This window comes from Pseudomonas sp. NBRC 111130, assembly GCF_001320485.1.
GTDB classification, from domain to species: Bacteria; Pseudomonadota; Gammaproteobacteria; order Pseudomonadales; family Pseudomonadaceae; genus Aquipseudomonas; species Aquipseudomonas vlassakiae.
This window is the reverse complement of the sequence record NZ_BCBG01000016.1, coordinates 85,978-108,537: the sequence shown is the minus strand read 5'-3', so window position 1 is coordinate 108,537 and position 22,560 is coordinate 85,978. Positions and strand designations below refer to the sequence as shown.

General features: G+C 62.5%; 26 protein-coding genes and 2 tRNA genes. 19 read left to right on the top strand and 9 right to left on the bottom strand.

All coding sequences use genetic code 11. The annotated features are described in order from the left end of the window. Positions 1-137: 137 nt before the first annotated feature. The 5 genes from modA (at position 138) to csrA (ending at position 4,200) form a co-directional block, all read left to right on the top strand. Complete coding sequence (gene modA / locus APH33_RS09870) at positions 138-896, top strand: molybdate ABC transporter substrate-binding protein (protein WP_054884944.1); 759 nt, start codon at positions 138-140, stop codon at positions 894-896. After that, complete coding sequence (modB, locus tag APH33_RS09865; RefSeq protein ID WP_054884943.1) at positions 896-1,576, top strand: molybdate ABC transporter permease subunit; 681 nt, start codon at positions 896-898, stop codon at positions 1,574-1,576. The genes modA and modB overlap by 1 nt, the downstream gene beginning before the upstream one ends. 1 nt (position 1,577) lies before the next feature. Then, positions 1,578-2,669, top strand: coding sequence for a molybdenum ABC transporter ATP-binding protein (gene modC, locus APH33_RS09860; RefSeq protein ID WP_054884942.1), 1,092 nt, complete (start codon positions 1,578-1,580; stop codon positions 2,667-2,669). Positions 2,670-2,726: 57 nt separating this feature from the next. Then, a complete protein-coding gene (locus APH33_RS09855) occupies positions 2,727-3,749 on the top strand; it encodes a DNA topoisomerase IB (protein WP_054884941.1) in 1,023 nt (340 codons plus the stop codon). A 253-nt stretch (positions 3,750-4,002) separates the two neighbouring features. Then, positions 4,003-4,200 (top strand): carbon storage regulator CsrA, encoded by a 198-nt coding sequence (gene csrA, locus APH33_RS09850; RefSeq protein ID WP_012315047.1) that lies wholly within the window; start codon positions 4,003-4,005, stop codon positions 4,198-4,200. A 64-nt stretch (positions 4,201-4,264) separates the two neighbouring features. On the opposite strand, the gene APH33_RS09845 is transcribed toward csrA, so the two are convergent. From APH33_RS09845 to APH33_RS09830, 4 genes are all read right to left on the bottom strand, one after another. Then, positions 4,265-4,618 carry a response regulator gene (locus APH33_RS09845; RefSeq protein ID WP_054884940.1) on the bottom strand — a complete coding sequence of 118 codons (354 nt, stop codon included), beginning with the start codon at positions 4,616-4,618 and terminating at the stop codon, positions 4,265-4,267. 12 nt (positions 4,619-4,630) lie between these two features. Continuing rightward, positions 4,631-6,076 carry an ATPase domain-containing protein gene (locus APH33_RS09840; protein WP_054884939.1) on the bottom strand — a complete coding sequence of 482 codons (1,446 nt, stop codon included), beginning with the start codon at positions 6,074-6,076 and terminating at the stop codon, positions 4,631-4,633. A 5-nt stretch (positions 6,077-6,081) separates the two neighbouring features. Beyond that, entirely contained in the window at positions 6,082-7,242 is a 1,161-nt protein-coding gene (locus APH33_RS09835) for a nitrogen regulation protein NR(II) (RefSeq protein ID WP_054884938.1), read from the bottom strand. An 82-nt stretch (positions 7,243-7,324) separates the two neighbouring features. Beyond that, positions 7,325-7,609, bottom strand: coding sequence for a hypothetical protein (locus APH33_RS09830; RefSeq protein WP_256218608.1), 285 nt, complete (start codon positions 7,607-7,609; stop codon positions 7,325-7,327). A 203-nt stretch (positions 7,610-7,812) separates the two neighbouring features. On the opposite strand from APH33_RS09830, the gene APH33_RS09825 reads away from it, so the two are divergent. Both APH33_RS09825 and APH33_RS09820 read left to right on the top strand, forming a co-directional pair. Continuing rightward, positions 7,813-7,897, top strand: a tRNA-Leu gene (locus tag APH33_RS09825). A gap of 104 nt (positions 7,898-8,001) precedes the next feature. Beyond that, complete coding sequence (locus tag APH33_RS09820; protein ID WP_054884936.1) at positions 8,002-8,415, top strand: DoxX family protein; 414 nt, start codon at positions 8,002-8,004, stop codon at positions 8,413-8,415. Position 8,416: 1 nt separating this feature from the next. Here APH33_RS09820 and APH33_RS09815 read toward each other — a convergent pair whose 3' ends face one another. Continuing rightward, a complete protein-coding gene (locus tag APH33_RS09815) occupies positions 8,417-8,611 on the bottom strand; it encodes a hypothetical protein (RefSeq protein WP_054884935.1) in 195 nt (64 codons plus the stop codon). A 613-nt stretch (positions 8,612-9,224) separates the two neighbouring features. Between APH33_RS09815 and APH33_RS09810 the strand changes: the two genes are divergently transcribed. After that, entirely contained in the window at positions 9,225-9,899 is a 675-nt protein-coding gene (locus APH33_RS09810; protein ID WP_054884934.1) for a polysaccharide lyase family 7 protein, read from the top strand. Between the two features lie 55 nt (positions 9,900-9,954). On the opposite strand, the gene APH33_RS09805 is transcribed toward APH33_RS09810, so the two are convergent. Both APH33_RS09805 and sohB read right to left on the bottom strand, forming a co-directional pair. Then, positions 9,955-10,028 (bottom strand) — tRNA-Cys (locus APH33_RS09805). Positions 10,029-10,181: 153 nt separating this feature from the next. Next, positions 10,182-11,201, bottom strand: coding sequence for a protease SohB (gene sohB / locus APH33_RS09800; protein ID WP_054884933.1), 1,020 nt, complete (start codon positions 11,199-11,201; stop codon positions 10,182-10,184). Positions 11,202-11,396: 195 nt separating this feature from the next. On the opposite strand from sohB, the gene APH33_RS09795 reads away from it, so the two are divergent. The 4 genes from APH33_RS09795 (at position 11,397) to APH33_RS09780 (ending at position 14,523) form a co-directional block, all read left to right on the top strand. Further along, on the top strand, positions 11,397-12,107 hold the full coding sequence (locus APH33_RS09795) for a histidine phosphatase family protein (RefSeq protein WP_054884932.1): 711 nt from the start codon (positions 11,397-11,399) through the stop codon (positions 12,105-12,107). A 54-nt stretch (positions 12,108-12,161) separates the two neighbouring features. Then, positions 12,162-12,479, top strand: coding sequence for an SCP2 sterol-binding domain-containing protein (locus APH33_RS09790; protein WP_054884931.1), 318 nt, complete (start codon positions 12,162-12,164; stop codon positions 12,477-12,479). A gap of 185 nt (positions 12,480-12,664) precedes the next feature. Next, entirely contained in the window at positions 12,665-13,732 is a 1,068-nt protein-coding gene (locus tag APH33_RS09785; RefSeq protein WP_054884930.1) for a phosphotransferase family protein, read from the top strand. Positions 13,733-13,755: 23 nt separating this feature from the next. Continuing rightward, positions 13,756-14,523 carry an SDR family oxidoreductase gene (locus tag APH33_RS09780; RefSeq protein WP_054884981.1) on the top strand — a complete coding sequence of 256 codons (768 nt, stop codon included), beginning with the start codon at positions 13,756-13,758 and terminating at the stop codon, positions 14,521-14,523. Between the two features lie 104 nt (positions 14,524-14,627). Here the strand turns inward: APH33_RS09780 and APH33_RS09775 are convergent, their stop codons facing one another. After that, positions 14,628-14,978: a hypothetical protein gene (locus tag APH33_RS09775; RefSeq protein ID WP_054884929.1), complete on the bottom strand. Its 351-nt coding sequence runs from the start codon at positions 14,976-14,978 to the stop codon at positions 14,628-14,630. A gap of 103 nt (positions 14,979-15,081) precedes the next feature. Between APH33_RS09775 and APH33_RS09770 the strand changes: the two genes are divergently transcribed. The 5 genes from APH33_RS09770 (at position 15,082) to APH33_RS09750 (ending at position 19,678) form a co-directional block, all read left to right on the top strand. Then, positions 15,082-15,375 carry an RcnB family protein gene (locus APH33_RS09770; protein WP_054884928.1) on the top strand — a complete coding sequence of 98 codons (294 nt, stop codon included), beginning with the start codon at positions 15,082-15,084 and terminating at the stop codon, positions 15,373-15,375. A gap of 113 nt (positions 15,376-15,488) precedes the next feature. Beyond that, the gene (locus APH33_RS09765) at positions 15,489-15,671 is read left to right on the top strand and encodes a hypothetical protein (RefSeq protein WP_054884927.1); all 183 of its coding nucleotides are present in this window, start codon (positions 15,489-15,491) and stop codon (positions 15,669-15,671) included. 74 nt (positions 15,672-15,745) lie between these two features. After that, positions 15,746-16,138: a glycine zipper domain-containing protein gene (locus tag APH33_RS26535; RefSeq protein ID WP_082433539.1), complete on the top strand. Its 393-nt coding sequence runs from the start codon at positions 15,746-15,748 to the stop codon at positions 16,136-16,138. A 153-nt stretch (positions 16,139-16,291) separates the two neighbouring features. Then, positions 16,292-18,121, top strand: a complete 1,830-nt coding sequence (locus APH33_RS09755) for an SLC13 family permease (RefSeq protein WP_054884925.1) — start codon at positions 16,292-16,294, stop codon at positions 18,119-18,121. A 138-nt stretch (positions 18,122-18,259) separates the two neighbouring features. Beyond that, positions 18,260-19,678: a GGDEF domain-containing protein gene (locus APH33_RS09750; protein ID WP_054884924.1), complete on the top strand. Its 1,419-nt coding sequence runs from the start codon at positions 18,260-18,262 to the stop codon at positions 19,676-19,678. 1 nt (position 19,679) lies between these two features. Here APH33_RS09750 and APH33_RS09745 read toward each other — a convergent pair whose 3' ends face one another. Then, the gene (locus APH33_RS09745; protein WP_054884923.1) at positions 19,680-20,438 is read right to left on the bottom strand and encodes a TSUP family transporter; all 759 of its coding nucleotides are present in this window, start codon (positions 20,436-20,438) and stop codon (positions 19,680-19,682) included. A 98-nt stretch (positions 20,439-20,536) separates the two neighbouring features. Between APH33_RS09745 and APH33_RS09740 the strand changes: the two genes are divergently transcribed. Next, on the top strand, positions 20,537-21,457 hold the full coding sequence (locus APH33_RS09740; protein WP_054884922.1) for a LysR family transcriptional regulator: 921 nt from the start codon (positions 20,537-20,539) through the stop codon (positions 21,455-21,457). Between the two features lie 482 nt (positions 21,458-21,939). Continuing rightward, positions 21,940-22,512, top strand: coding sequence for a cysteine hydrolase family protein (locus tag APH33_RS09735; protein ID WP_054884921.1), 573 nt, complete (start codon positions 21,940-21,942; stop codon positions 22,510-22,512). Positions 22,513-22,560: the final 48 nt, after the last annotated feature.

The following is a 22,560-nucleotide window of genomic DNA, read 5'->3' as shown; positions in this document are numbered from 1 at the left end:
GGCGTGCCCGCGAAGAGGCCGGCACTATCAACCAGAATTCTCCCAGGCTATAACCCTCCTTCCAGCCCCTTCCCGGCAAATGGCCTATCGCTATATAGTTCACACCATAACGATAACCACTCCAAGGAAATGTCTTCATGCGTATCCGCCTGTCCCACTTGGCCGCCACCAGCCTGGCCAGCCTGGTCACACTCAACAGCGCCTGGGCCGACGAGGTGCAGGTAGCTGTCGCGGCGAACTTCACCGCGCCGATCCAGGCCATCGCCAAGGAGTTCGAAAAAGACACCGGCCACACGCTGGTCGCCGCCTATGGCGCCACCGGCCAGTTCTATGCGCAGATCAAGAACGGCGCGCCATTCGAAGTATTCCTCGCGGCCGATGACAGCACCCCGAAGAAGCTGGAAGAAGAGCAGCAAATCGTCCCGGGCTCGCGCTTCACCTACGCCACCGGCACCCTGGCCCTGTGGTCGGCCAAGCCGGGCTACGTGGATGACAAGGGTGAGGTACTGAAGAACAACCAGTTCCAGCACCTGTCCATCGCCAACCCGAAAGCCGCCCCTTACGGCCTGGCTGCCACTCAGGTGCTGGACAGGCTGAAGTTGACCGAGGCCACCAAGGCCAAGATCGTCGAAGGCCAGAACATCACCCAGGCCTACCAGTTCGTCTCCACCGGCAACGCCGAACTGGGCTTCGTCGCCCTTTCGCAGATCTACAAGGACGGCAAGGTCGCAAGCGGTTCGGCCTGGATCGTCCCGGCCAACCTGCACGAGCCGATCCTGCAGGACGCGGTCATCCTCAACAAAGGCAAGGACAACCCGGCTGCCAAAGCCCTGGTCGACTACCTGAAAGGCCCGAAAGCCGCTGCGGTGATCAAGTCCTACGGTTATGAAATCTGATGCCGCTGGACGCCAGTGACTTCGGCGCGGTCTGGCTGACCCTCAAACTCGCCAGCCTGACCACGCTGATCCTTCTCATCGTTGGGACGCCCATCGCCTGGTGGCTGGCGCGCACGCGCTCGTGGCTGCGCGGGCCGGTGGGCGCGGTGGTGGCACTTCCCCTGGTGCTGCCGCCAACGGTCATCGGCTTCTACTTGCTGATCGCCCTCGGCCCGCATGGCTGGCTCGGCCAGGCTACCCAGGCATTGGGCCTGGGTACCGTGGTGTTCAGCTTCAGCGGCCTGGTGATCGGCTCGACGGTGTACTCCATGCCTTTCGTGGTGCAGCCGCTGCAAAATGCCTTCGGCTCCATCGGCCAGCGCCCACTGGAAGTGGCCGCGACCCTGCGCGCCAGCCCTTGGGACACCTTTGTCCATGTGGTGCTGCCGCTGGCCCGTCCCGGCTTCATCACCGCCAGCATCCTCGGCTTTGCCCATACCGTGGGCGAGTTCGGCGTGGTGCTGATGATCGGTGGCAACATCCCTGACAAGACCCGCGTGGTGTCGGTGCAGATATTCGATCACGTCGAGGCCATGGAATATTCGCAAGCCCACTGGCTGGCCGGTGCCATGCTGGTGTTCTCGTTCCTGGTACTGCTCCTGCTCTACACCGGGCGCCGTAGCAAGGCTGGCTGGAGCTGAAATGAGCGGATCGATTGTGGCGCGGCTGAAGCTGGCGCGTGACGACTTCACCCTGGACGTCGACCTGCACCTGCCCGGTCGCGGCATCAGTGCGCTGTTCGGCCACTCGGGCTCAGGCAAGACATCATGCCTGCGCTGCCTGGCCGGGCTCGAGCGGGCAGCCAGTGCCTACATCGAGGTAAACGGCGAGGTATGGGAAGACAGTAGCCGCAACTACTTTTTGGCTGCGCACCTGCGCCCGGTGGGCTATGTGTTCCAGGAGGCCAGCCTGTTCCCGCATCTGTCGGTGCGCGGTAACCTGGAATTCGGCTGGCGGCGCATCGCCCCTGCCGAACGCAGGGTCAGCCTGGAACAGGCCCGCGAGTTGCTGGGCATTGGCCACCTGCTCGAACGCAAACCGGCCACCTTGTCAGGTGGCGAGGCGCAACGGGTCGGCATTGCCCGCGCCCTGCTCAGCAGCCCGCGGCTGCTGTTGATGGACGAACCGCTGGCCGCACTCGACGGGCCACGCAAGCGTGAGATCCTGCCGTACCTGGAACGCCTGCACGACGAGCTGGACATCCCGCTGGTGTACGTCAGTCATGCCCAGGACGAAGTGGCGCGCCTGGCCGACCACCTGGTGCTGCTGGAACAAGGCCGGGCCATGGCCAGCGGGCCGATCGGCGAGACCTTGGCCCGCCTCGACTTGTCACTGGCCCAGGGCGAGGATGCCGGGGTGGTCTTCGAGGGCATCGTGGTCGGCCACGATCCGCACTACGGCCTGCTCGACCTGCGCCTGCCCGGCCATGAAGCGCCGCTGCTGCGTATCGCCCACCCGGCGCACAGCATGGGCAGCACGTTGCGGATCAAGGTCCAGGCCAGGGACGTGAGCTTGGCACTGCGCGCCGACAGCACCTCGAGCATTCTCAACCGGCTAGCGGTGCGGGTGCGCGAAACGCGCCCGGCAGACAACCCGGCGCATGTGCTGGTGAGCCTGGACGCCGGCGGCAACGCCTTGCTGGCGCGCATCACCCGGTTCTCGGCGGACCAGCTCGGCCTGCATACCGGCCAGGCGCTGTTCGCGCAGATCAAGTCGGTGGCACTGCTGGGTTGAGCATCATCGAAGCGGCCGTTGTCCATTGATCAGTGACCTGATCGAGGCCCGCCGCCGATGCTCGACTGCCCCCTGCCAGCCAACCTGCATTATGTCGACGACAGCCAGCCGGGCCTGACCCGGCGCCGCTGGCGCGACCGTTTCATTTACCTCGATGCACAGGGGCAGCGCATCCGCGACGAGCAAACCCTGGCGCGCATCGCCGCCCTGGTGATCCCACCGGCCTACACCGATGTATGGATCTGCGCCGACCCGCAAGGTCACCTGCAGGCCACCGGCCGCGATGCCCGCGGCCGCAAGCAGTACCGCTACCACGCCCAGTGGCGCGAAATGCGCGACCAGCACAAGTACGGGCGCATGCTGGCCTTTGCCCAGGCCCTGCCGAAACTGCGCGCACAACTGGAAACGCACCTGGCCCGGCCGGGCCTGCACCGGGAAAAGGTCATGGCGCTGGTGGTGAGCCTGCTCGATCACACGCTGATCCGCATCGGCAACGAGCGCTACCTGCGCGACAACCAGTCCTATGGCCTGACCACCCTGCGCAATCGCCACGTTCAGGTGCAGGGCAGCACCGTACGCTTCCAGTTCCGCGGCAAGCGTGGTGTCGAGCACAATGTCACGCTGCGCGACCGGCGCCTGGCCAACCTGCTCAAGCGCTGCATGGAACTGCCCGGGCAGGCGCTGTTCCAGTATCTGGACGAGAACGGCCAGCGGCACAGTATCGGCTCCAGCGAGGTCAACCAGTTTCTGCAGCAACTCACTGGCGCCGACTTCACCGCCAAGGACTACCGCACCTGGGCCGGCAGCAGCCTGGCGCTGAGCCTGCTGCGGCCATTGGCTTGGGAGCCGGAGAGTGAAGCCAAACGCCAGGTCGCGGCCATCGTCAAGCAGGTGGCCGCACGCCTGGGCAATACCCCAGCAGTGTGCAGGCGCTGCTATATCCACCCGGCCGTACTCGAACACTACGCCCTCGGGCGCCTCGCCGACCTGCCTGAGCGCCGCGTGCGCAAGGGGCTGGATGCAGAAGAAGTGGCCTTGCTGCTGTTTCTTCAGGCACTGGAGACAAAAGACGATGATTGAGCCGATCTATCCAGCCCATCATGCAGAGAAATTTCCCATAAAGCGCGAACCCCCCTATTCTTGCCGTCGAGCACCTCGTCGACCTGCCTTGCAGCATTTTCTTCGGCACCTGCAACTAAAGACACGCAACAGAATTTGTCTTCCGGGGAATTACTATCCGCCGAAAGCGTCTTTAATGAGAAGGAAGAGGGACCAGCTCCCACCGTTGCGGTCCAATGGCCCGACGGATTTCGACATTACCAAGGAGAACTACATGCTGATACTCACCCGTAAGGTTGGCGAAAGTATCGTCATCAACGATGACATCAAAGTCACCATTCTGGGCGTTAAAGGGATGCAGGTGAGGATTGGCATCGATGCACCAAAAGATGTCCAGGTGCACCGGGAAGAGATCTTCAAGCGCATCCAGGCCGGCAGCCCGGCTCCGGAAAAGCACGACGACCAACACTGACCCGAGCCTCGTTTCAAGCCGCACGGACGCGCTTGACCGACTGGCACAAGCCACAACCTGAACCTCAGGTGCCGAGCAGCTCGCGCACCTTGGCGATCATCTTGTCCATGTCGAACGGCTTGTCGAAGACCGCAGCGAACAGCCTTGGGTCGGCCTTGCTGGCCTGTGCGCCACTCATGAGAATCACCGGCAAGTCATTGAGCCCCAGTTCGTCGCGGATGGCCCGCGCCAGTTCCCCGCCGTCGAGCACTGGCATCATGTAATCGGTGATCACCAGCTCCACGCGCTTTTCCTGTAACGCCTCCAGCGCCTTGCGCCCATTGCTCGCCTTTTCCACCAAAAAACCTTCATCCTCCAGGGCAAAGCCGAGGATATCGGCGATCAGGTACTCGTCATCGACGATCAGGATGGTGTTCATCGGCAGGCTCCGTCAGCCAGCCCCTTGCGCGACCGGCGTACCCGAAAGCACGCCTGTGGCACCTTCGAACGCCTTGCGCAGATTGATACCTTGCGGGCCGATGCGCAGTTCGTGCAGCGCCGGATCGTGGTGGCTGTCGCGCACCTTCAAGATCGACAGCATGCGACGCAGCCGGGACTCCAGCTCGACGAAGCGCATCAGCATCAGGTTGTCGACGATGCTCGACAGGTCCGGCGCCGGGGCGGTGATTTCCGAACCGAAAATATCACGCATCTCCCAGGTCAGCATGACGCTGACATCCCGCGCCCGCAACTCACCCGCCAAAGCCCGGAAGAACGCGTTGAGCCGCGCCGGGTCGACCGCCAGGCGGCTGAACGCGCCCAGGCTGTCGATCAACACACGCTTGCTGCCGTGCTGCTCGACCTGCTTGAGCAGACGAGCCCCCACCTGGTCAAGCAGGCCTTCGGTGGTCGGTTGCCAGCTCAGGTGCAAGGCGCCGGAACGCTCGAGGACGGCAAAGTCGTAGCCCAGCGCCGCAGCCTTCAGGCGTAGGCGGGCAGGCGTTTCGTAGAAACCGAAGTGCAGTGCCGGCTGCTCCACGCTGCCTGCGGCCAGAAAAGCCAGGCCAATCGAGGTTTTGCCAATCCCCGAGGGGCCCATCAGCAGGCTGACCGAGCCCAGCGTCAGCCCCCCGCCCAGCATTTCGTCCAACGTCTCGACACCTGTGGACACCCGGCTCAAGGAGGCAGAGCCCAGCTGGCTGGGGTGGCTGTAAAGCGATTCCAGGCGCGGGTAGAAGTGCATCCCGGCTTCATCGATCAGGCACTCGTGGCGCCCGGACAACGCCCCGCTGCCCCGCGTCTTGCGCAACTGCACGTGGCGCACGGCGCGGCTACCGACCAATTGCTCGCCCAACTCGATCACGCCATCGACCATGGTGTGTTCCGGGCTGTTGTCATCCAGCCGGGCACTGGTCAGCAGCAACACGGTACAGCCGGCGAAGGCCGCGTGCCCTTGCAGCTCCGAGACGAACTTCTTGGTATCCAGCGCCGTTTCCGCACGCACCCGGGCATTGAGCACGCCATCAACGATCAGCAGGCTCGCCTGCTGCTTGCCGATTTCCTGGCGCAGCAACCGGACCACCGCATCGAGCCCCTCCTGTTCGAGGGCGTCGAAGGCACTGACGTACTGGATCTGGTCACCCACCATGCCCGGGTCGAAGAATTCGAGCGTCGCCAGGTACTGGAACAAGCGCTCATGGGACTCGCTGAGCAACGTCGCCACCAGCACCTTGCCGCCGCCCCGTACGTGGCCGCAGGCCAACTGGTTGGCCAGGATGGTCTTGCCCGCACCGGGCGGGCCTTGAACGATGTATGAAGCGCCCGCAACCAGGCCGCCCTTGAGCAAGGCATCGAGCCCTTCGATCCCCGTGACCAGCCGTTTGAGTGCTTGAACCATGGTGGCTACCTGTCGGATTGTGCCCGCGCATCGGGCTGATAGGCCGGCAGATACAGGCGCATGCACGTGCCCTTGCCGAGCGTGCTGTCGACACGGATGGCGCCATTGCTCTGCTTGGCAAAACCGTAGACCTGGCTGAGGCCAAGGCCGGTGCCCTTGCCGAAAGCCTTGGTGGTGAAGAACGGCTCGAAGATACGCGGCAACACCAGCGGGTCGATACCCTCACCCGTGTCATTCACTTCGAAGCACACGAAGGTGCCATGCAGCCCTTCGACTTCCCCCGCCAGTTCGACCGTGAGCACCGCCAGGTCGATCGTGCCCCGCTCGCCGATCGCATCGCGTGCATTGAACAGCAGATTGAGCAGCACCATCTGCAGCTGGCCGGCATCCACCTCGATCAGCGGCAGGCCGGGCTGCAGGTATTCCTGCAACACGATCTCACGCGGCAGCGCATGCTCCAGCAGGCCACGCGTGGAATCCAGCAGCTTGGCCGGGGCGATCAGTGACACATCGAGTTGCCGGTGGCGGGCGAAACTGAGCAGCTGCTGGGTCAGCTCGGTGCCGCGCTGCCCGGCATCGAGGATATGTTCGAGCATGCGTTGCACCCGCGCCGGATCCTGGCTGGCCTGGGCCAGGCGCGCCGAGCTGATGATGATGGTCAGCAGGTTGTTGAAGTCGTGCGCCAGGCCGCCAGTCAGCTGGCCCAGCGCTTCGAGCTTCTGCGCCTGGAACAACTGGGCCCGCACGGCGTCGAGCTGCAGCGCCGATTCGCGCCGGTCGGTGATATCACGGGTGACCTTGGCCAGGCCGATGATCTGCCCCTGCTCATCGCGGATCACATCGAGCGCAGCCAAGGCCCAGAATTGCGTGCCATCCTTGCGCACGCGCCAGCCCTCGTCCTGCGCCACGCCCTGCTCCAGGGCCATTTTCAGCAGGCGCTCCGGGCGCCCTTCGGTACAATCCTGAGGCGTGAAGAACAACGAGAAATGCCGGCCTATGACTTCTTCGGCGCGGTAACCCTTGATCCGCTGGGCGCCGGCATTCCAGGACACCACATGGCCGGTGGGGTCGAGCATGTAGATGGCGTAATCCACCACTGATTGCACCAGCTGCTCATAGCGGCTGGCGGGCATGACCGGGTGATCGATACAGTCGGCTGAAACCATGCATACTCCACAGGCACAGCAGGGGGCCTGATTAGCTTAGCCAAGCGTACCCTTCTGCAACAGCACGCGCTGTAACAGATTATCAGCGCTCGGGTTCGACCATGACCAGGCTGATGCGCCTCGGCATCGCCACTTTCAACAGCCACAGGCCCACCAGCAGGATCAGGCCGCCACCTGCCAGCGCCATCAAGCGCTGCGGTTGCTGCTGCTCGCCATCGAACCCCAGTAGCAGAAGGTAGCTACCGAGGGTGATCAGGCTGAGGTACAGAAAAGCGCCCACCAGCAACACCTGCGCGAACAGCAGGCGCCAGAACATCCGGGGACGAACAGCACGCCCGGAAAGAACCGAAGGAGTGGCGTGGAACATGGCGTCACACTCATTGGATCCAATGAACTGGGCAACAGCGACGTAATGACAGCAAGGTGTCAATTGCCCGTTCGATCGACCCCTCATTCCTTTGATCATAGGCGCTGCGTTTGACTCAACTATAACAATGGGTTATAAAGCGCACTTGATTGTCAGGCCCTTCTGCCTAGAAGCGCGCCGGTCGTCATGACCCTTTCAAGCGTGCGAGTGTGGTGGAATTGGTATACACAGCAGACTTAAAATCTGTCGGCGTGAGCCTTGCGGGTTCGAGTCCCGCCACTCGCACCAAATTCCTTTGAAAAGGCGCCCTTGCGGCGCCTTTTTGCTGCCCGGCAGCAATCCCCTGAGCAACTGCTAGAGTGGAGCTTGTCCCCCTTCGCCGGTATGCCACCATGCGCTACTCCCTGTTCGATGGTCAACGCGACATCATGCTGCTGATCGCTCGCGTGCTGCTCATGATCCTTTTCATGCTGTCCGGCTGGGCCAAGCTCACAGGCTTTGAAGGCACGGTCGGCTACATGACCTCGCTGGGCGCCCCTGCGCCGATGCTCGCGGCAGCGGTTGCAGTGTTCATGGAGTTCATTGTCGGCATCCTGCTGATCCTGGGCTTCTACACTCGTCCGTTGGCCTTCCTGTTTGCCCTGTTCGTGCTGGGCACCGGGCTGCTTGGTCATCCCTTCTGGAACATGATCGACCCGGAGCGCGCCGCGAACATGACTCAGTTCCTGAAAAACCTCAGCATCTGCGGCGGCCTGCTGGCACTCGCAGTCAGCGGCCCAGGGCGCTACTCGGTCGACGGGCGCTGATTCAGTCGTCCAGGTCGTCGTGCCAGGCTGGGTGATCGCACGCTTCGTCATCGAGGTCATCCAGCAGCGCGTCGTCTTCCTCGACTTCGTCCTCGGCGCCTTGAGCGTCCGCTTCAGGGTCGTAGTCTTCATAGAGGAATTCATGATCGAGCAGATGATCATGTTCGGGTTCGTGCAGGTCGTCTTCGTCGCGCATGGTGCCTCCTGGAATGCTGGCACGCCTTATAGGCGCATCGTTCGCTGCGGTCAATGGCGTGCCATTAATGCTGACTTAATCAGCGGGCCTCAGCCTGAAAGCTCTCCCTTCAGAACGTTCGTTGCCCGCCTCGATGGCGGGCTTTTTTATGCGCATCGGGTGTCGACACACCGCCAACGTGAACTTCACGAGTTTATGACAAGCATTTTGACAATCTGACCTTGCTCCGTACTTTCTTTGGACCCGCCACTGGTTGGCGGGTTTTTCTTTTTCCGGGTATGTGAAATGTGTACCGAAAGTAGTCGCATCACTTGGCTGACCGCAGCAGTCGAAACCACCAACGCCCGAAAAAAATGAGTGAAGCCCGGCATTGAGCCGGGCTTTTACCAAGCTGCCAGCTGCAGGTCTGTGCCATTTGCTTACCCGTCATTTCGCTGTACACGCTTGCGGGGGTTGAAATAAGGTCACTCGAATGTACTGTATATGCATACAGTCATCGTGACTTCCAAATCATCCGCCTGCGCATTCACGAGTGCCCAGCCGGATGCGGAGGAACGCATCACGGTTGGATGGCAATCGTGCCAGGCCAATGATTTTATCGTCAGGAGTATTTATGACCGTAAATATCAGTAATCTAACGATCACTACCCCCATAGCCGTCTCTTCAACGAACCCCGTCGCGCTTGAACTCAACGGCGCTGTCGCCATCGCCGAGTTCCCGAGTGTGGTTAAAGTGCTCAGCGACGGGTCCGTCCAGTTCACAGCACCGACCAAAGGCGCTTCGAGCAAGAGCACCCATAGAACCCGTTGCGAGTGGTCAGAGACCCAGAACTGGACGCTGGCCAGCGCCCCAGACCACTGGAATCGCCAGACAATGACGTTGACCAAGGTCAACTTGGCGCAAAAGGTCGTCATCAGCCAGATGCACGTCAGGGGGGACGACAGTCCGCCAGTGAAGGTGTTCTGGAACAAGGGCAATATCACCATCGGCTTCCGGACGTCTTACAACCAGACCAACCCGGTGAACAGCACCCTCCTGCAGGGCGTGCCGCTCGGCACCAAATTCGATGTGATCATCCATGTCACCTCTGCCGGCATGGTCAAGGTGACCGCCAGATGCAACGGCGTCTCCAAGTCATCGAGCGAACTGCAACTCGATGATACCTGGGACACCCACTTGTTCGAGTTCCATGGTGGGGTCTACAACCAGGTCGACTACACCGATGCCACGCCGGCCGATGATGGTTCAGTGTGCATCATCAGCGACCTTTCGCTCAGCCATGGCTGAATGCCGGGCAAAATGAAAAACCCCACAGATTTTCATCTGCGGGGTTTTCGAATAGTGGAGGCCGAGGTCGGAATCGAACCGGCGTAGACGGATTTGCAATCCGGAGCATAACCACTTTGCTACTCGGCCTCAAAGTTCGGATCTAGCAGCTTGCGCTTCGCTATCTCCTTGAAACACCGCACCTTTTCAAGGGTTGCTGCGTTTCGATGGGCGCCATTATGTCCGCATTCTTTTCACCTTGCAACCCCCTGAACGAAAAAAAATTTCAACGGGTTCAAGGTGTTAGCGCAAGCGCCCAAGTTTACTCCACAAACCTACCACGGTGTTCTCAACCGTGCCGCTGGCGGCCATGCCGATTCGCTCCTGCAGGCTCTTGCGTTCGGCATAGTGCAGGTGGAACAGGCTGGCCGTGCGGGCGCGCTCACTGAGGTACTCGTCGCTGGTCTGCAGTGCATCGACCAGCTTGCGGTTCAATGCGGCAATGCCGAGCCAGACTTCACCGGTGGCGACCTCATCGATGTGCAACTGCGGGCGGTAGCGGGCCACGAAGTCCTTGAACAGCTGGTGGGTGATGTCCAGGTCTTCCTGGAACTTCTCCCGGCCTTTCTCGGTGTTCTCGCCAAACACGGTCAGGGTACGCTTGTACTCGCCGGCGGTCAGCACTTCAAAATCGATGTCGTGCTTCTTCAACAGGCGGTTGACGTTGGGCAACTGCGCCACCACACCGATCGAGCCCAGCACGGCGAAGGGCGCGCTGATGATCTTGTCGCCGATGCACGCCATCATGTAACCGCCGCTGGCCGCGACCTTGTCGATGCACACGGTGAGCGGGATGCCGGCCTGGCGGATGCGCGCCAGTTGCGAGGCCGCCAGGCCATAGCTGTGCACCAGGCCGCCGCCGCTTTCCAGGCGCAGCACCACTTCATCGCGAGGGTTGGCGAGGGTCAGCAGAGCGGTGATCTCGTTGCGCAGGCTCTCGGTGGCTGAGGCCTTGATGTCCCCGTCGAAGTCGAGCACGAACACCCGGCCCTTTTCATCAGCCTTGCCCTTCTTCTGCTGTTTTTCCGCCTTGGCCTGTTGCTTGCGCAGGGCCTTGAGCTGGGCTTTGTCAAGCAAGCCGCTTTCCAGGCGCTCGCGCAACTCCTTGTAGAATTCGTTGAGGCGGGTGACCTGCAACTGCCCACCGGCCTTGCGCCGCCCCTTGCCGCGCAAACCGGCAATGGCGGACAACACCACCAGGATGGCAATCACCAGGGTGGCGGTTTTGGCGAGAAAGCTTGCGTATTCGGCAAGAAACTCCACGTTGACTCCTTATGAACCTGCGCCCGATCGGCGCGAAACTGCTGCAAGCATACCGTTGCGCCCGTGCCCTCGCCAGCCGAGGTAAATGCTGGCAACACAGTTCAAACAACCTTTTCAAACGCTTGTATGTTTTTTCGTTGACAGCCTGTCTGGCGCATCCTAACCTCGCAGCAACCTTCAACGCCGGATACCGCAGTGGGCAATCTCTACCTGATCCGACATGGCCAGGCTTCCTTCGGTGCAGACGACTACGACGTCCTCTCCCCTGTCGGTGTGCGCCAGAGCCAGGCCCTGGGCGCACACCTCGCCCAGCTCGGCCTGCACCTGGACCGCTGCGTGGCGGGTGACCTGCGCCGGCAGCAGGACACTGCCCGGCACGCACTGCAGGCGATGAACGCCAGCGGTTGCCCGGTACCGGCCATTGAGACCGACCCTGCGTTCAATGAGTTCGACGCCGATGGGGTGATTCGTGCCCTGCTGCCCGGCCTGTTGACTGAGGAGCCGCATGCCCGGGAGATCCTGCGCAATGGTGCCCGCAACCGCAGCGAGTTCCAGCGCCTGTTCGCGCTGATGGTGCAGCGCTGGCACGCGGGCGAGCATGCCGATGACGGCCTGGAGACCTGGCAGGCCTTCACCGCACGGGTCGAAGCCGGCCTGCAGCGTGTGCTGGGCACTGCTGGCAGTGGCGAAAACATCGCCGTGTTCACATCCGGGGGCACCATCGCCGCCCTGCTTCACCTGGTTACCCGAATCACGCCCAGCCAGGCCTTTGCGCTGAACTGGCAGATCATCAACACGTCGCTCAGCCAGCTGAAATTCCGCGGCCGTGACGTGGCACTGGCTTCCTTCAACAGCCAAGCCCATGTGCAGCTGTTGAGGGCCCCGGAGCTCATCACCTACCGTTGAGCCCGGCCCGTTGTGTCCTTACGGACGCGAATATCACTTAACAAGGAAAACACCATGAGCGATGTAGCTAAAGCCGTCGAAGCGATGAAAGCAAAATTCAACCCAGCGGCTGCTGAAGGCCTGGACCTGGTGTTCGGCTTCAATATCACCGACGAAAACAAGCAATACGCGCTGATCGTCAAAGATGGCACCTGCGACATCCAGGAAGGTGAAAACCCGGATGCCAACTGCACCCTGGTGCTGGACAGCGAAACCCTGAAAGGCATCGTCAGCGGTGAAACCGACGGCATGCAGGCCTTCATGGGCGGCAAGCTGCGCGTCGAAGGCGACATGATGCTGTCGATGAAACTAAGCGAGCTGTTCCCTTCCTGAGTGCTGGGCACAACGCAGAATCAAAGAACCGAAGCCTGGCCGGCTTCGGTTTTTTTTTGCCTGGCATTCGGTGCAGTGATCGACCAGCAACACCCTCGCCTATATGGCGCCTGGCACGCTTGTTCCACTGCCGCCAGGCCATTAGATTAGCCAATAGTCCTTGCACCAGATAATAAGGAAATCGCATGACGCTCACCGACCAGTCCACCCAGGTACGCCCCGGCGAAGAACTCGACGCGGCCGTCATCGATCCTTATCTGAAGGGCCACATCGCCGGCCTCGAAGGCCTGCCGCGCATCAGCCAGTTCCCCGGGGGCGCGTCCAACCTCACCTACCTGGTCAGTTACCCGGGCCGTGAATTCGTGTTGCGCCGCCCGCCCTTCGGTCACAAGGCCAAGTCGGCCCATGACATGGGCCGCGAGTTCCGCATCCTCAACCAGCTCAACAGCGGATTCCCGTATTGCCCCAAGGCCTACGTCCATTGCACCGACGAGTCGCTGATCGGGGGAGAGTTCTACGTGATGGAACGGGTCAAGGGCGTGATCCTGCGCTCCGACATCCCCGCCGAGCTGGGCCTGGACGCCAGCCGCACCGAGGCCCTGTGCAAAAGTTTCATCGACCGCCTGGTCGAGTTGCATCAAGTGGATTACCAGGCCTGTGGCCTGGCCGACCTGGGCAAGCCGGAAGGATACGTGCAGCGCCAGATCGAGGGCTGGACCAGCCGCTACGAAAAAGCCCTGACACCCGATGCGCCACGCTGGGAGAACGTGATCGCCTGGCTGCACGAGAAGATGCCCGCCGACCACCCGCGCCCAGGCATCGTGCACAACGACTACCGCTTCGACAACGTCATCCTCGACGCCGACAACCCCATGCGCATCATCGGGGTGCTGGACTGGGAGATGGCCACCCTGGGTGATCCCTTGATGGACCTGGGCAACAGCCTGGCCTACTGGATCGAGGCCAGCGACCCGGCGCCGGTGCAACTGATGCGCCGCCAGCCAAGCAATGCCCCAGGCATGCTCACGCGCCGCCAGTTCGTCGACTACTACGCCGAGCGCGCCGGCATCCACCTGGACAACTTCGATTACTACTATTGCTACGGCCTGTTCCGCCTGGCCGGCATCGTCCAGCAGATCTACTACCGCTACTACCACGGCCAGACCCAGGACAAACGCTTCGCCCAGTTCATTCACATGAACCGGCTGCTGGAGCAGATGAGCCTGCAAGTCATCGGCAAGTCCACGCTCTGATGCCAGACAACAAGGAAAACAGCATGTCCAAGACCCAACTGTTCGACCTCGACGGCAAGATCGCTTTCGTCTCCGGTGCCAGCCGTGGCATCGGCGAGGCCATTGCCCATCTGCTGGCCCAGCAAGGCGCCCACGTGATCGTCTCCAGCCGCAAGCTGGAGGGTTGCCAGCAGGTGGCGGAGGCGATCATTGCAGCGGGTGGCAAGGCTACGCCGGTGGCCTGCCATATTGGTGAGCTGGAGCAGATCCAGCAGGTGTTCGCCGGCATCCGTGAACAGTTCGGGCGCCTGGACATCCTGGTCAACAATGCAGCCACCAACCCACAATTCTGCAACGTGCTCGACACCGACCCGAGTGCCTTCCAGAAGACCGTCGACGTAAATATCCGCGGCTACTTCTTCATGTCGGTGGAAGCCGGCAAGCTGATGCGTGAAAACGGTGGTGGCAGCATCATCAACGTCGCCTCGATCAACGGCGTTTCGCCGGGCCTGTTCCAGGGCATCTATTCGGTGACCAAGGCGGCGGTGATCAACATGACCAAAGTGTTCGCCAAGGAATGCGCGCAGTTCGGCATTCGTTGCAACGCCCTGCTGCCGGGCCTGACCGACACCAAGTTCGCCTCGGCCCTGGTGAAGAACGACGCCATCCTCAATGCCGCGCTGCAGCAGATCCCGCTCAAGCGCGTGGCCGACCCCAAGGAAATGGCCGGTGCCGTGCTGTACCTGGCCAGCGATGCTTCCAGCTACACCACCGGTACCGCGCTGAATGTCGACGGTGGTTTCCTGTCCTGATCATCGCTTGCCGGCCTCTTCGCCGGCTTGCCCGCTCTCACAGGTACTGCACAGCGCCTTGTGGGAGCGGGCAAGCCCACGAAGAGGCCGGTACTGCATCGCCGTTACAGACAGGTGGCCGCCGCCGCCCGACGCTGCAGGGCCACTCCGTCATTCTTCTGCGCATAGTAATCCACCCGCGTCCCACCCGCCTGCGGGTACACATCCACGAACGACTCCGCCTCGCGGGTATAAACCGTCAACCCACCCTGCTTGCGCGGTTCCAGGTAGCCGCTGGCGTCGTCGCCGAACACTTCCTCTTTCTGCCAGCTGAACTGGATGCACTGGGCCACCAGCTCCGGCGCCTTGCGCGAGTCAAGCTGGGCTGTCGGCTTGCCAGCGCGTGCCGCATCCATGGTCGCGCTCGCGCAACCGACCAACACCAGCGCCGCAGCCATCGGCAGAATTGCTCGCATGTTCCATCCTCGGGGCAAAAAAGAAAGCGACTCTAGCACCGCAAGTGAATTGTCCCAAGCGGGCCGCTGTCGCATCTGTTACATACCCCTCAAGGAGATTGCCATGAAAACCAACCACCTTCTGCCTGCACTACTGCTGGCCAGCCTGCCGATGATGACCCTGGCTGCCCCTTCGGCCGAAGAAAGCGTCAAGGCACCGGAAACCCATAACCGCGAACTCAAGGTCGGCGACAAGGCGCCCGACCAATACAAACGCGACGATGCGGCCCTGAGCGACTGGAAAGCCAAGGGCCTGCCCGCACCGGAAAAGGAAAGCCACTGGGTGCGCATGGGGGATCACTATGTGCTGGTTCAGACGACTAATGGCGTAGTGCTTGCCATCCACCCTGCCTCCTGAGCGCCATTCATCGCTTGCGCAGCAAAATCTTGCGGGTCAAGGAAACCAAATGGATCGATTCCAGTCTCAGTTAGTGTCCCGTAAACCTATGCGGATCAAGGACCTAAATCGAGATGACCCGCTTTGCAAGCTTTTCACTGATCGCCGCTATCCTGCTTTTGTCGGGCTGCTATCACCACCACTACCGTGATGACGGCGGCTGGCGCGACGACGACCGCGGCCACCGTCACCACCACCGGCACGATCGCGACGATGACGACGACCGCCAATGGCGCAGTGACCGTTACGATCGTTGAAGCGTCTTCCCTACCCTGGCCCGCCGCCCATCCGTGCGGCACCTTAACCTGATGATTCCTCTGAGGTTCCAATCATGCGTCTGACTCTACCTTCCCTCGCCCTTGGCCTGCTGCTGTGCCAGGGCGCTTTCGCCGGTGACGGTACTGCCGCCATTGGCGGTGGCCTGGGTGGTGTCCTGGGCAACGTTGTCGGTCAGCAGATGGGCGGCCGCACTGGCGCAGCCATCGGCGCCGGTCTCGGCGGTGCCGCCGGTAGTGCAGTAGCGGCGAAGAAAGGCAACCGTACCGAAGCCGCCATTGGCGGTGGCCTGGGCTCGGCCGGCGGCTCGCTGCTGGGTGGCGCAGTAGGTGGCAGGACCGGTTCTACCATCGGTGCAGGTCTGGGCGGCGCGGCCGGTGGCGCCTTGGGCAACCACCTGGGCGACAACGGTGGCAGCAGCAAGCACCGCCATCACCGTCGCCACTGAGTGACGTCAAGCGAAAGGGCCGCATCGTGCGGCCCTTTTCATTTACCCTTGGCTGCAAACCCTGCAGCACATCAACACCACCTTCACCGCAAGCTGCCACACTGACTGCTACTGTCTTTCGTGCCCCCTTGAGTGAAGGAACACCCTCGCCCCATGAACCAGGAATTGCTCTGGGTACTCGGCCTGCTGGCTGTCGTCGTCATCCTCTTCGTCATCAACCGCCCGCGCATGGACGTGGTCGCCCTGCTGGTGATCCTCGCCTTGCCACTGTCGGGCATCCTCACCGTGGAACAGGCCCTGGCCGGTTTCAGCGACCCCAACGTGGTACTGATCGCCGCCCTGTTCGTGATCGGCGAAGGGCTGGTACGCACCGGCATCGCCTACCGCATCGGTGAATGGATGAGCGAAAAGGCCGGTAACAGTGAGGCACGGCTGCTGGTCTTGCTGATGGTCTCGGTGGCCGGGCTGGGCTCGGTGATGAGTTCGACCGGCGTGGTGGCGATCTTCATCCCGGTAGTGCTCAGCATTGCCGCGCGCCTGAAACTGTCGCCCAGCCGGTTGATGATGCCGCTGAGCTTCGCCGGCCTGATCAGCGGCATGCTCAGCCTGGTGGCCACGCCCCCCAACGTGGTGGTGCACAGCGAACTGGTACGCCATGGCGCGCCCGGCTTCAGCTTTTTCAGCTTCACCCCGTTCGGCCTGGTGGTGCTGGTGCTCGGCATCGGCTACATGCTGCTGACCCGCAACTGGCTCAATGGCGAAACGCGCAAGGACGGCCGCGTGGAAAGCCGCCGCACACTGCTTGACCTGGTGCTTGACTACAAGCTCAACGGCCGCGAACGGCGCCTGCGCATCCGCCCCAGGTCGCCACTGATCGGCCATACCCTGGGCGAGCTGGAACTGCGCACCAGGCATGGCGCCAACGTCATCGGCATCGAACGCCAGCACAAGTTCACCACCCGGGTGATCGCCGCCGACTCAGGCACCGTCCTGCAGCAAGGCGATGTGCTGCTGCTCGACCTGTTCGCCAAACGCGACGACCTGCGCACCCTGTGCCAGACCATGCAACTGGAACCGCTGCATTTCAAGGCCGCCTATTTCATCGACCAGTCGCAGGACCTGGGCATGGCGGAGGTGTCGCTGCCGCCGGGCTCGCAGCTGATCGGCAAGAGCATTCTGGAACTGGCCTTCCGCACCCGCTATGACCTCAATGTGGTTGGCCTGCGCCGCGAGCAGGCGGCCATTGAAGAACAACTGGTGGAAGAGAAGCTGCGCCTTGGCGACACGCTGCTGGTGGTCGGCCCATGGAAAGCCGTGCGCCAGCTGCAGAGCCAGCCAAAGGACTTTCTGGTGTTGAGCCTGCCGGCCGAGATCGATCAGGTGGCGCCAGCCCGCGCCCGTGCACCCCATGCCCTGCTCAGCCTGGCAGTGATGGTCGGGTTGATGGTCAGCGGCGCAGTACCCAATGTCATCGCCGCGCTGATCGGCTGCCTGCTGATGGGCGCCGGGCGCTGCATCGACATGAACAGCGCCTACCGGGCCATTCACTGGCAGAGCCTGGTGTTGATCGTCGGCATGCTGCCGTTCGCCCAGGCGCTGCAGAAAACCGGCGGCATCGACCTGGCCGTGGGTGGCCTGGTCAGCCTGCTGGGCGGTGCCGGGCCGCTGGCCATGCTGGCCTGCCTGTTCATGGTCACGGCCATCATCGGCCTGTTCATCTCCAACACCGCCACCGCCGTGCTGATGGCCCCGGTGGCGATCAGCACGGCCACTCAGCTGGGCCTGTCGCCCTACCCGTTCGCCATGACCGTCGCCCTGGCAGCATCGGCAGCATTCATGACGCCGGTGTCTTCACCCGTCAACACCCTGGTGCTCGGCCCGGGTCAGTACCGCTTTGCCGACTTCGTCAAAATCGGTGTGCCTTTCACCGTACTGGTTATGCTGGTCACGGTGCTGATGGTGCCTTGGTTCTTCGGTCTTTAGGCAACATGGCGAGGATTGGAGGCTATTTGACATCAACTTGCACGAACACGGCAGATTGACATCAAGCACCCGGTGCCAACACACTGACACGCCAATGCCCCAGGTGCTTATAGCCGTTGTCCTGGATTTCGTTTCCGCTTGTCGGTCGAGCCTATGGTTTTTCCAGCACAATCGCGTTTGTTGCCCTACCTTGCGCTGTTCGCCCTGACCTTCGCCCTGACCCTCGGCGGGATCCTGGCCCGGCCGATCGAATCATTATCACTGTTCTGGCCGGTCAATGCGGTGCTGGCCGGGGTGCTCTTGCGTTACCCGCGCCAGGCCAGCCTGGTGGGCTTTGGCCTGGTGTGGCTGGCCATGGTCGCCGCCGACCTGGCCTGTGGCAGTGCCTGGGCTCCCGCCCTGTGGTTCAACCTGTGCAACCTCGGCGTGGTGGTGACGGTGTGGTGGTTGCTTTCGCGCTTGCCCCGCCTGCATAGGCGGATGCGTACCCCGCATGGCGTGCTCAGTGTTTTCGGCGCCTGCGCAGCGGGTGCCGTGGTGGCGGCCAGCATGGCCTGCGTAATGGCTACACCGTGGTTCGAGAAGTCGCTGGAGGCCACCTGGCTGGCCTGGTTCAGCGAACAGTTCTCGACCAGTGTGCTGGTGCTGCCGGTGCTGCTCACCGCCCATTCGCCCCGTGTACTGATGCGCAGCGGCGCCCAGGCTATCCGCCTGGCGCCCTTGTTGGTGCTGCTGGCCTCACTGGCCTTGAGCATCGCCTTCGGCGGCCCTGGCGCCATTGCCTTTCCGATTGCCGCGCTACTGTGGTGTGCCTGGACGTACTCGCCTTTTCTGGTTTCGTTGCTGGCGCTTACCGCTGGCAGCACACTGATCGTGGCGGTGGCGCAGAACCTCATGCACTTCAGCGTGCCGCAGAGCGAGCCTGGGGTCACCACGCTGATGTCGGCGCGCCTGGGGATCGCCATGCTGGTCCTCGGCCCGCTGGTCGTCGCCTGCGTCAGCCAGGCCAACCGCAGCCTGCTGGCGCGCCTGGCGCACCAGGCCACCATCGACCACCTCACCGGCCTGCTCAGCCGCAGTGCCTTTACCCGGCGCGCCAATGCCCTGCTCGACAGCCGTCAGCAGCATGGGCTGCCGCTGACCTTGATGATGCTCGACATCGATCATTTCAAATCGATCAACGATTGCCATGGTCATGCGGTCGGTGACCAGGTCCTGCGCCAGTTCGCCAGTACCCTGCAGGAGCAGTTGCACGACGAAGCGCTGCTGGCTCGCCTGGGCGGTGAAGAGTTCGTGGTGGTGCTGCCGGGGCTACCACCGGAACAGGCCACGTTCACCGCCGAACGTCTGCGCCGCGCCGTGCAGGACCTGCATGCGGCTCAGGGCGATACGCGCTTGCAGATCACCGTCAGCATTGGCCTGGCTGGCTGCGCCGCGGACGAGAGCGCGCCGAGCCTGGACGACCTGCTGGCGCGCGCCGATCAGGCGCTGTACCGGGCCAAGGCGCATGGCCGCAATCGCGTCGAGCAGGCCGAGGCGCAGCGCCAGGTCATCTGAGTCAGTTCAGCAGGTCCCAGGACAGCTTGGCGATCAGTACGCACAGCAGGATCAGGAACAGCCCGCGCACAAAGCCCGCGCCCTTGCGCACCGCCAGCCAGATCCCGGTCAGCGCACCGAGGATATTGCACGCAGCCATCGGCAGGGCGATGGCGTAAAGCACATTGCCCGACGGCACGAAGAACACCAGCGCTGCCAGGTTGGTGGCGATGTTGACCACTTTCGCCGATGCCGAGGCATGCAGGAAGTCGAGGGCAAAGAAGCGGATGAACAGGAAGATCAGGAAACTGCCGGTGCCCGGGCCGAACAAGCCGTCATAGAAGCCGATCGCACCGCCGATCAGCACCGCCAGGCACTGCTCCCGGCGGCCGATCCTGGCCGGCTTGTGCAAGGTGCCAAAGTCCTTCTTGCAAAAGGTGTAGATCGCCATCAGCACGATCAGCACCAGCACCGCCGGGCGCATCACGCTCGGCGGAACTCGCGAAACCGTGGCCGCTCCGGCAAACGACATGACAAAGGCACTGAGCGCTGCCGGCACGATCAATCCCCAGTCCAGGGTCACCTTGCGAATGAATGAGCGAGCCGCAAAGGCCGTGCCGCACACCGAGGCCAGCTTGTTGCTGCCCAGCAGCGCCGCCGGCTGCGCCGTGGGCAGCACGTTGAACAGCGCCGGGATCTGAATCAGCCCGCCGCCACCGACGGCGGCATCGATCAGGCCGGCAGCGAAAGCGAACAGAGAAAGTACGGCGATATCCATCATGGTGCGGTCCTGGCAGTGAAAACAGACCGCAAGGCTAATCAATCCAGCGCGCTTGTGTTGAAATGCCGCATTGCGAAAACTGCAATCAGGAGCACTCCATGGCATTGAACATGCTGCGCGAAATCCAGGCATTCGTCAGTGTTGCGCACAAGCGCAGCTTCGTCGCCGCCGCCCGTGCCCTGGGCCGTTCGCCCAGCGCAGTAACCCGCGCGGTGCAAACCCTGGAGGACAACAGCGGGTGCAAGCTGCTCAACCGGAACGCCAACGCGGTTACGCTAACCGAAGCCGGTGAACGCCTGCTGCCCCATGCCGAGCGCTTGCTGGATGTGCAACGCGACGCGGCCGATGAACTGGCTGCGCTCACAGGTACTGCGCAAGGCTGGGTGCGCTTTGCCGCGCCGCAACTGCTCGGCGAGCACGTATTGCCGGGTGTGCTGGCCAGTTTCAGCCAGCGCCATCCGCAAGTGACCCTCGACGTGCAATACGGCGATGCCGCCTTCGACCCGTTGCACGGCAAGTTCGATTTCGTGGTCCGCGGCGCCTTTGCGCAGTCCAGCGAACTGATTGGGTACCCACTGTGGCGCTATCACCGCCACTTGTATGCCAGCCCGGCCTACGTCGCCCGCGCCGGCATGCCGGAACGGCCCGAGCAGCTGGACCAGCATGCCCTGATCCTGCACACCGCGCCGCGCATCCTCAAAGCCTGGCATTTCTGCCGTGACGGCCAGATCACCAGCCTGCGCCCTCATCCGCGCTTGCGCCTGGGCTCTGGCGACGCGGTGTACCACAGCACCTTGGCCGGGGCCGGCATCGCACGCCTGGCAGACTGGGTGGCAGAAGCACAGGTGAAGGCGGGACGCCTGGTGCGGGTATGCGCGGATTACCGGCTGACCTCAAGCACCGGCCAGGACCCGCAGATGCACGCGGTGTACCCCTCTGGCGAGCTGCCAGCGCGCGTGCGTGAGTTGCTGCTGGCCTTGCGCCAGGCCGGCTCAGCCGCCTCTGAACGCGCCAGGTAGAGGCTGCTCAATTTCTGCTCAATTTAACAGAGCCCGCAAATTACCTGGCCTGCAGAACTTTATCCACAGACCTACCCACGTTTTTTGTGGACAGATTTCCTCGGACAATTAAGGACTTATCGCACAGTGATCGCCGAGACAACGTCCAGCGGTGCAGCCGGGGGAGGACCATCAGGATCTGGCAGCAGTCTGGCCCGTCCAACGAGGCAGACGGGCCGAAAGGGGTGAGAAGAATCAGCTTGGCGGAATGGTGCCCAACAAGCCGATCAGAACGGTCAACAGCAGAAAGCCACCCAGAAACAGCGCGAGCTTGCCCATCGGAACCTCTTCATTGTGATAGCAGGGACGAACAGCATTGTGCGCGTCAGGCTGATACGGTTACAGATTCAGGTTCAAGGAAAAAAAGCAGATCAGATGACCCGCTCGCCTCCCACACTGTCGCCTGTGCTAGGGTCAGATGCTCGCAGACAAAGGAGCCTCGCATGACTGCTATCGCCGCCAATGCCGCATTGTTGCTGATCGACCTGCAGGTCGGTATCCATCACCCACGCCTGGGCCGACGCAACAACCCTGAGGCCGAATTGCGCATGGGCGAACTGCTCGCGGCATGGCGCCTGGGAGGGCGGCCCATCGTGCATGTGCGGCATGTGTCCCGCTCACCCGACTCGGTATTCTGGCCAGGCCAGGCGGGCTGTGAGTTCCAGCCGGCGTTTACACCACTGGCCAGCGAAACGGTGTTCGACAAGCATGTACCGGACGCTTTCGCCAACTCGGGCCTGGAGCGCTGGCTGCACGTTCGCGGCATCGGCGAACTGGTGATTGCCGGCGTCATCACCAACAACTCGGTGGAATCCACGGCGCGCTCGGCAGGCAATCTCGGTTTCGATGTCGTGGTCGTGGCAGACGCCTGCTTCACCTTCGACCAGCAAGACTGGCAAGGCCGGCTCTGGCCTGCCGAGGATGTGCATGCATTGTCGTTGAGCAACCTGGCACTGGATTACGCCCGGATCCTGGAGAGCCACGCGGTCTGTACCGGCCTGTTGGGGGCGGCGTAGCCAAAAAACGCTCACAATGGACAGAACGCGCAGCCATTTACGCTGCGC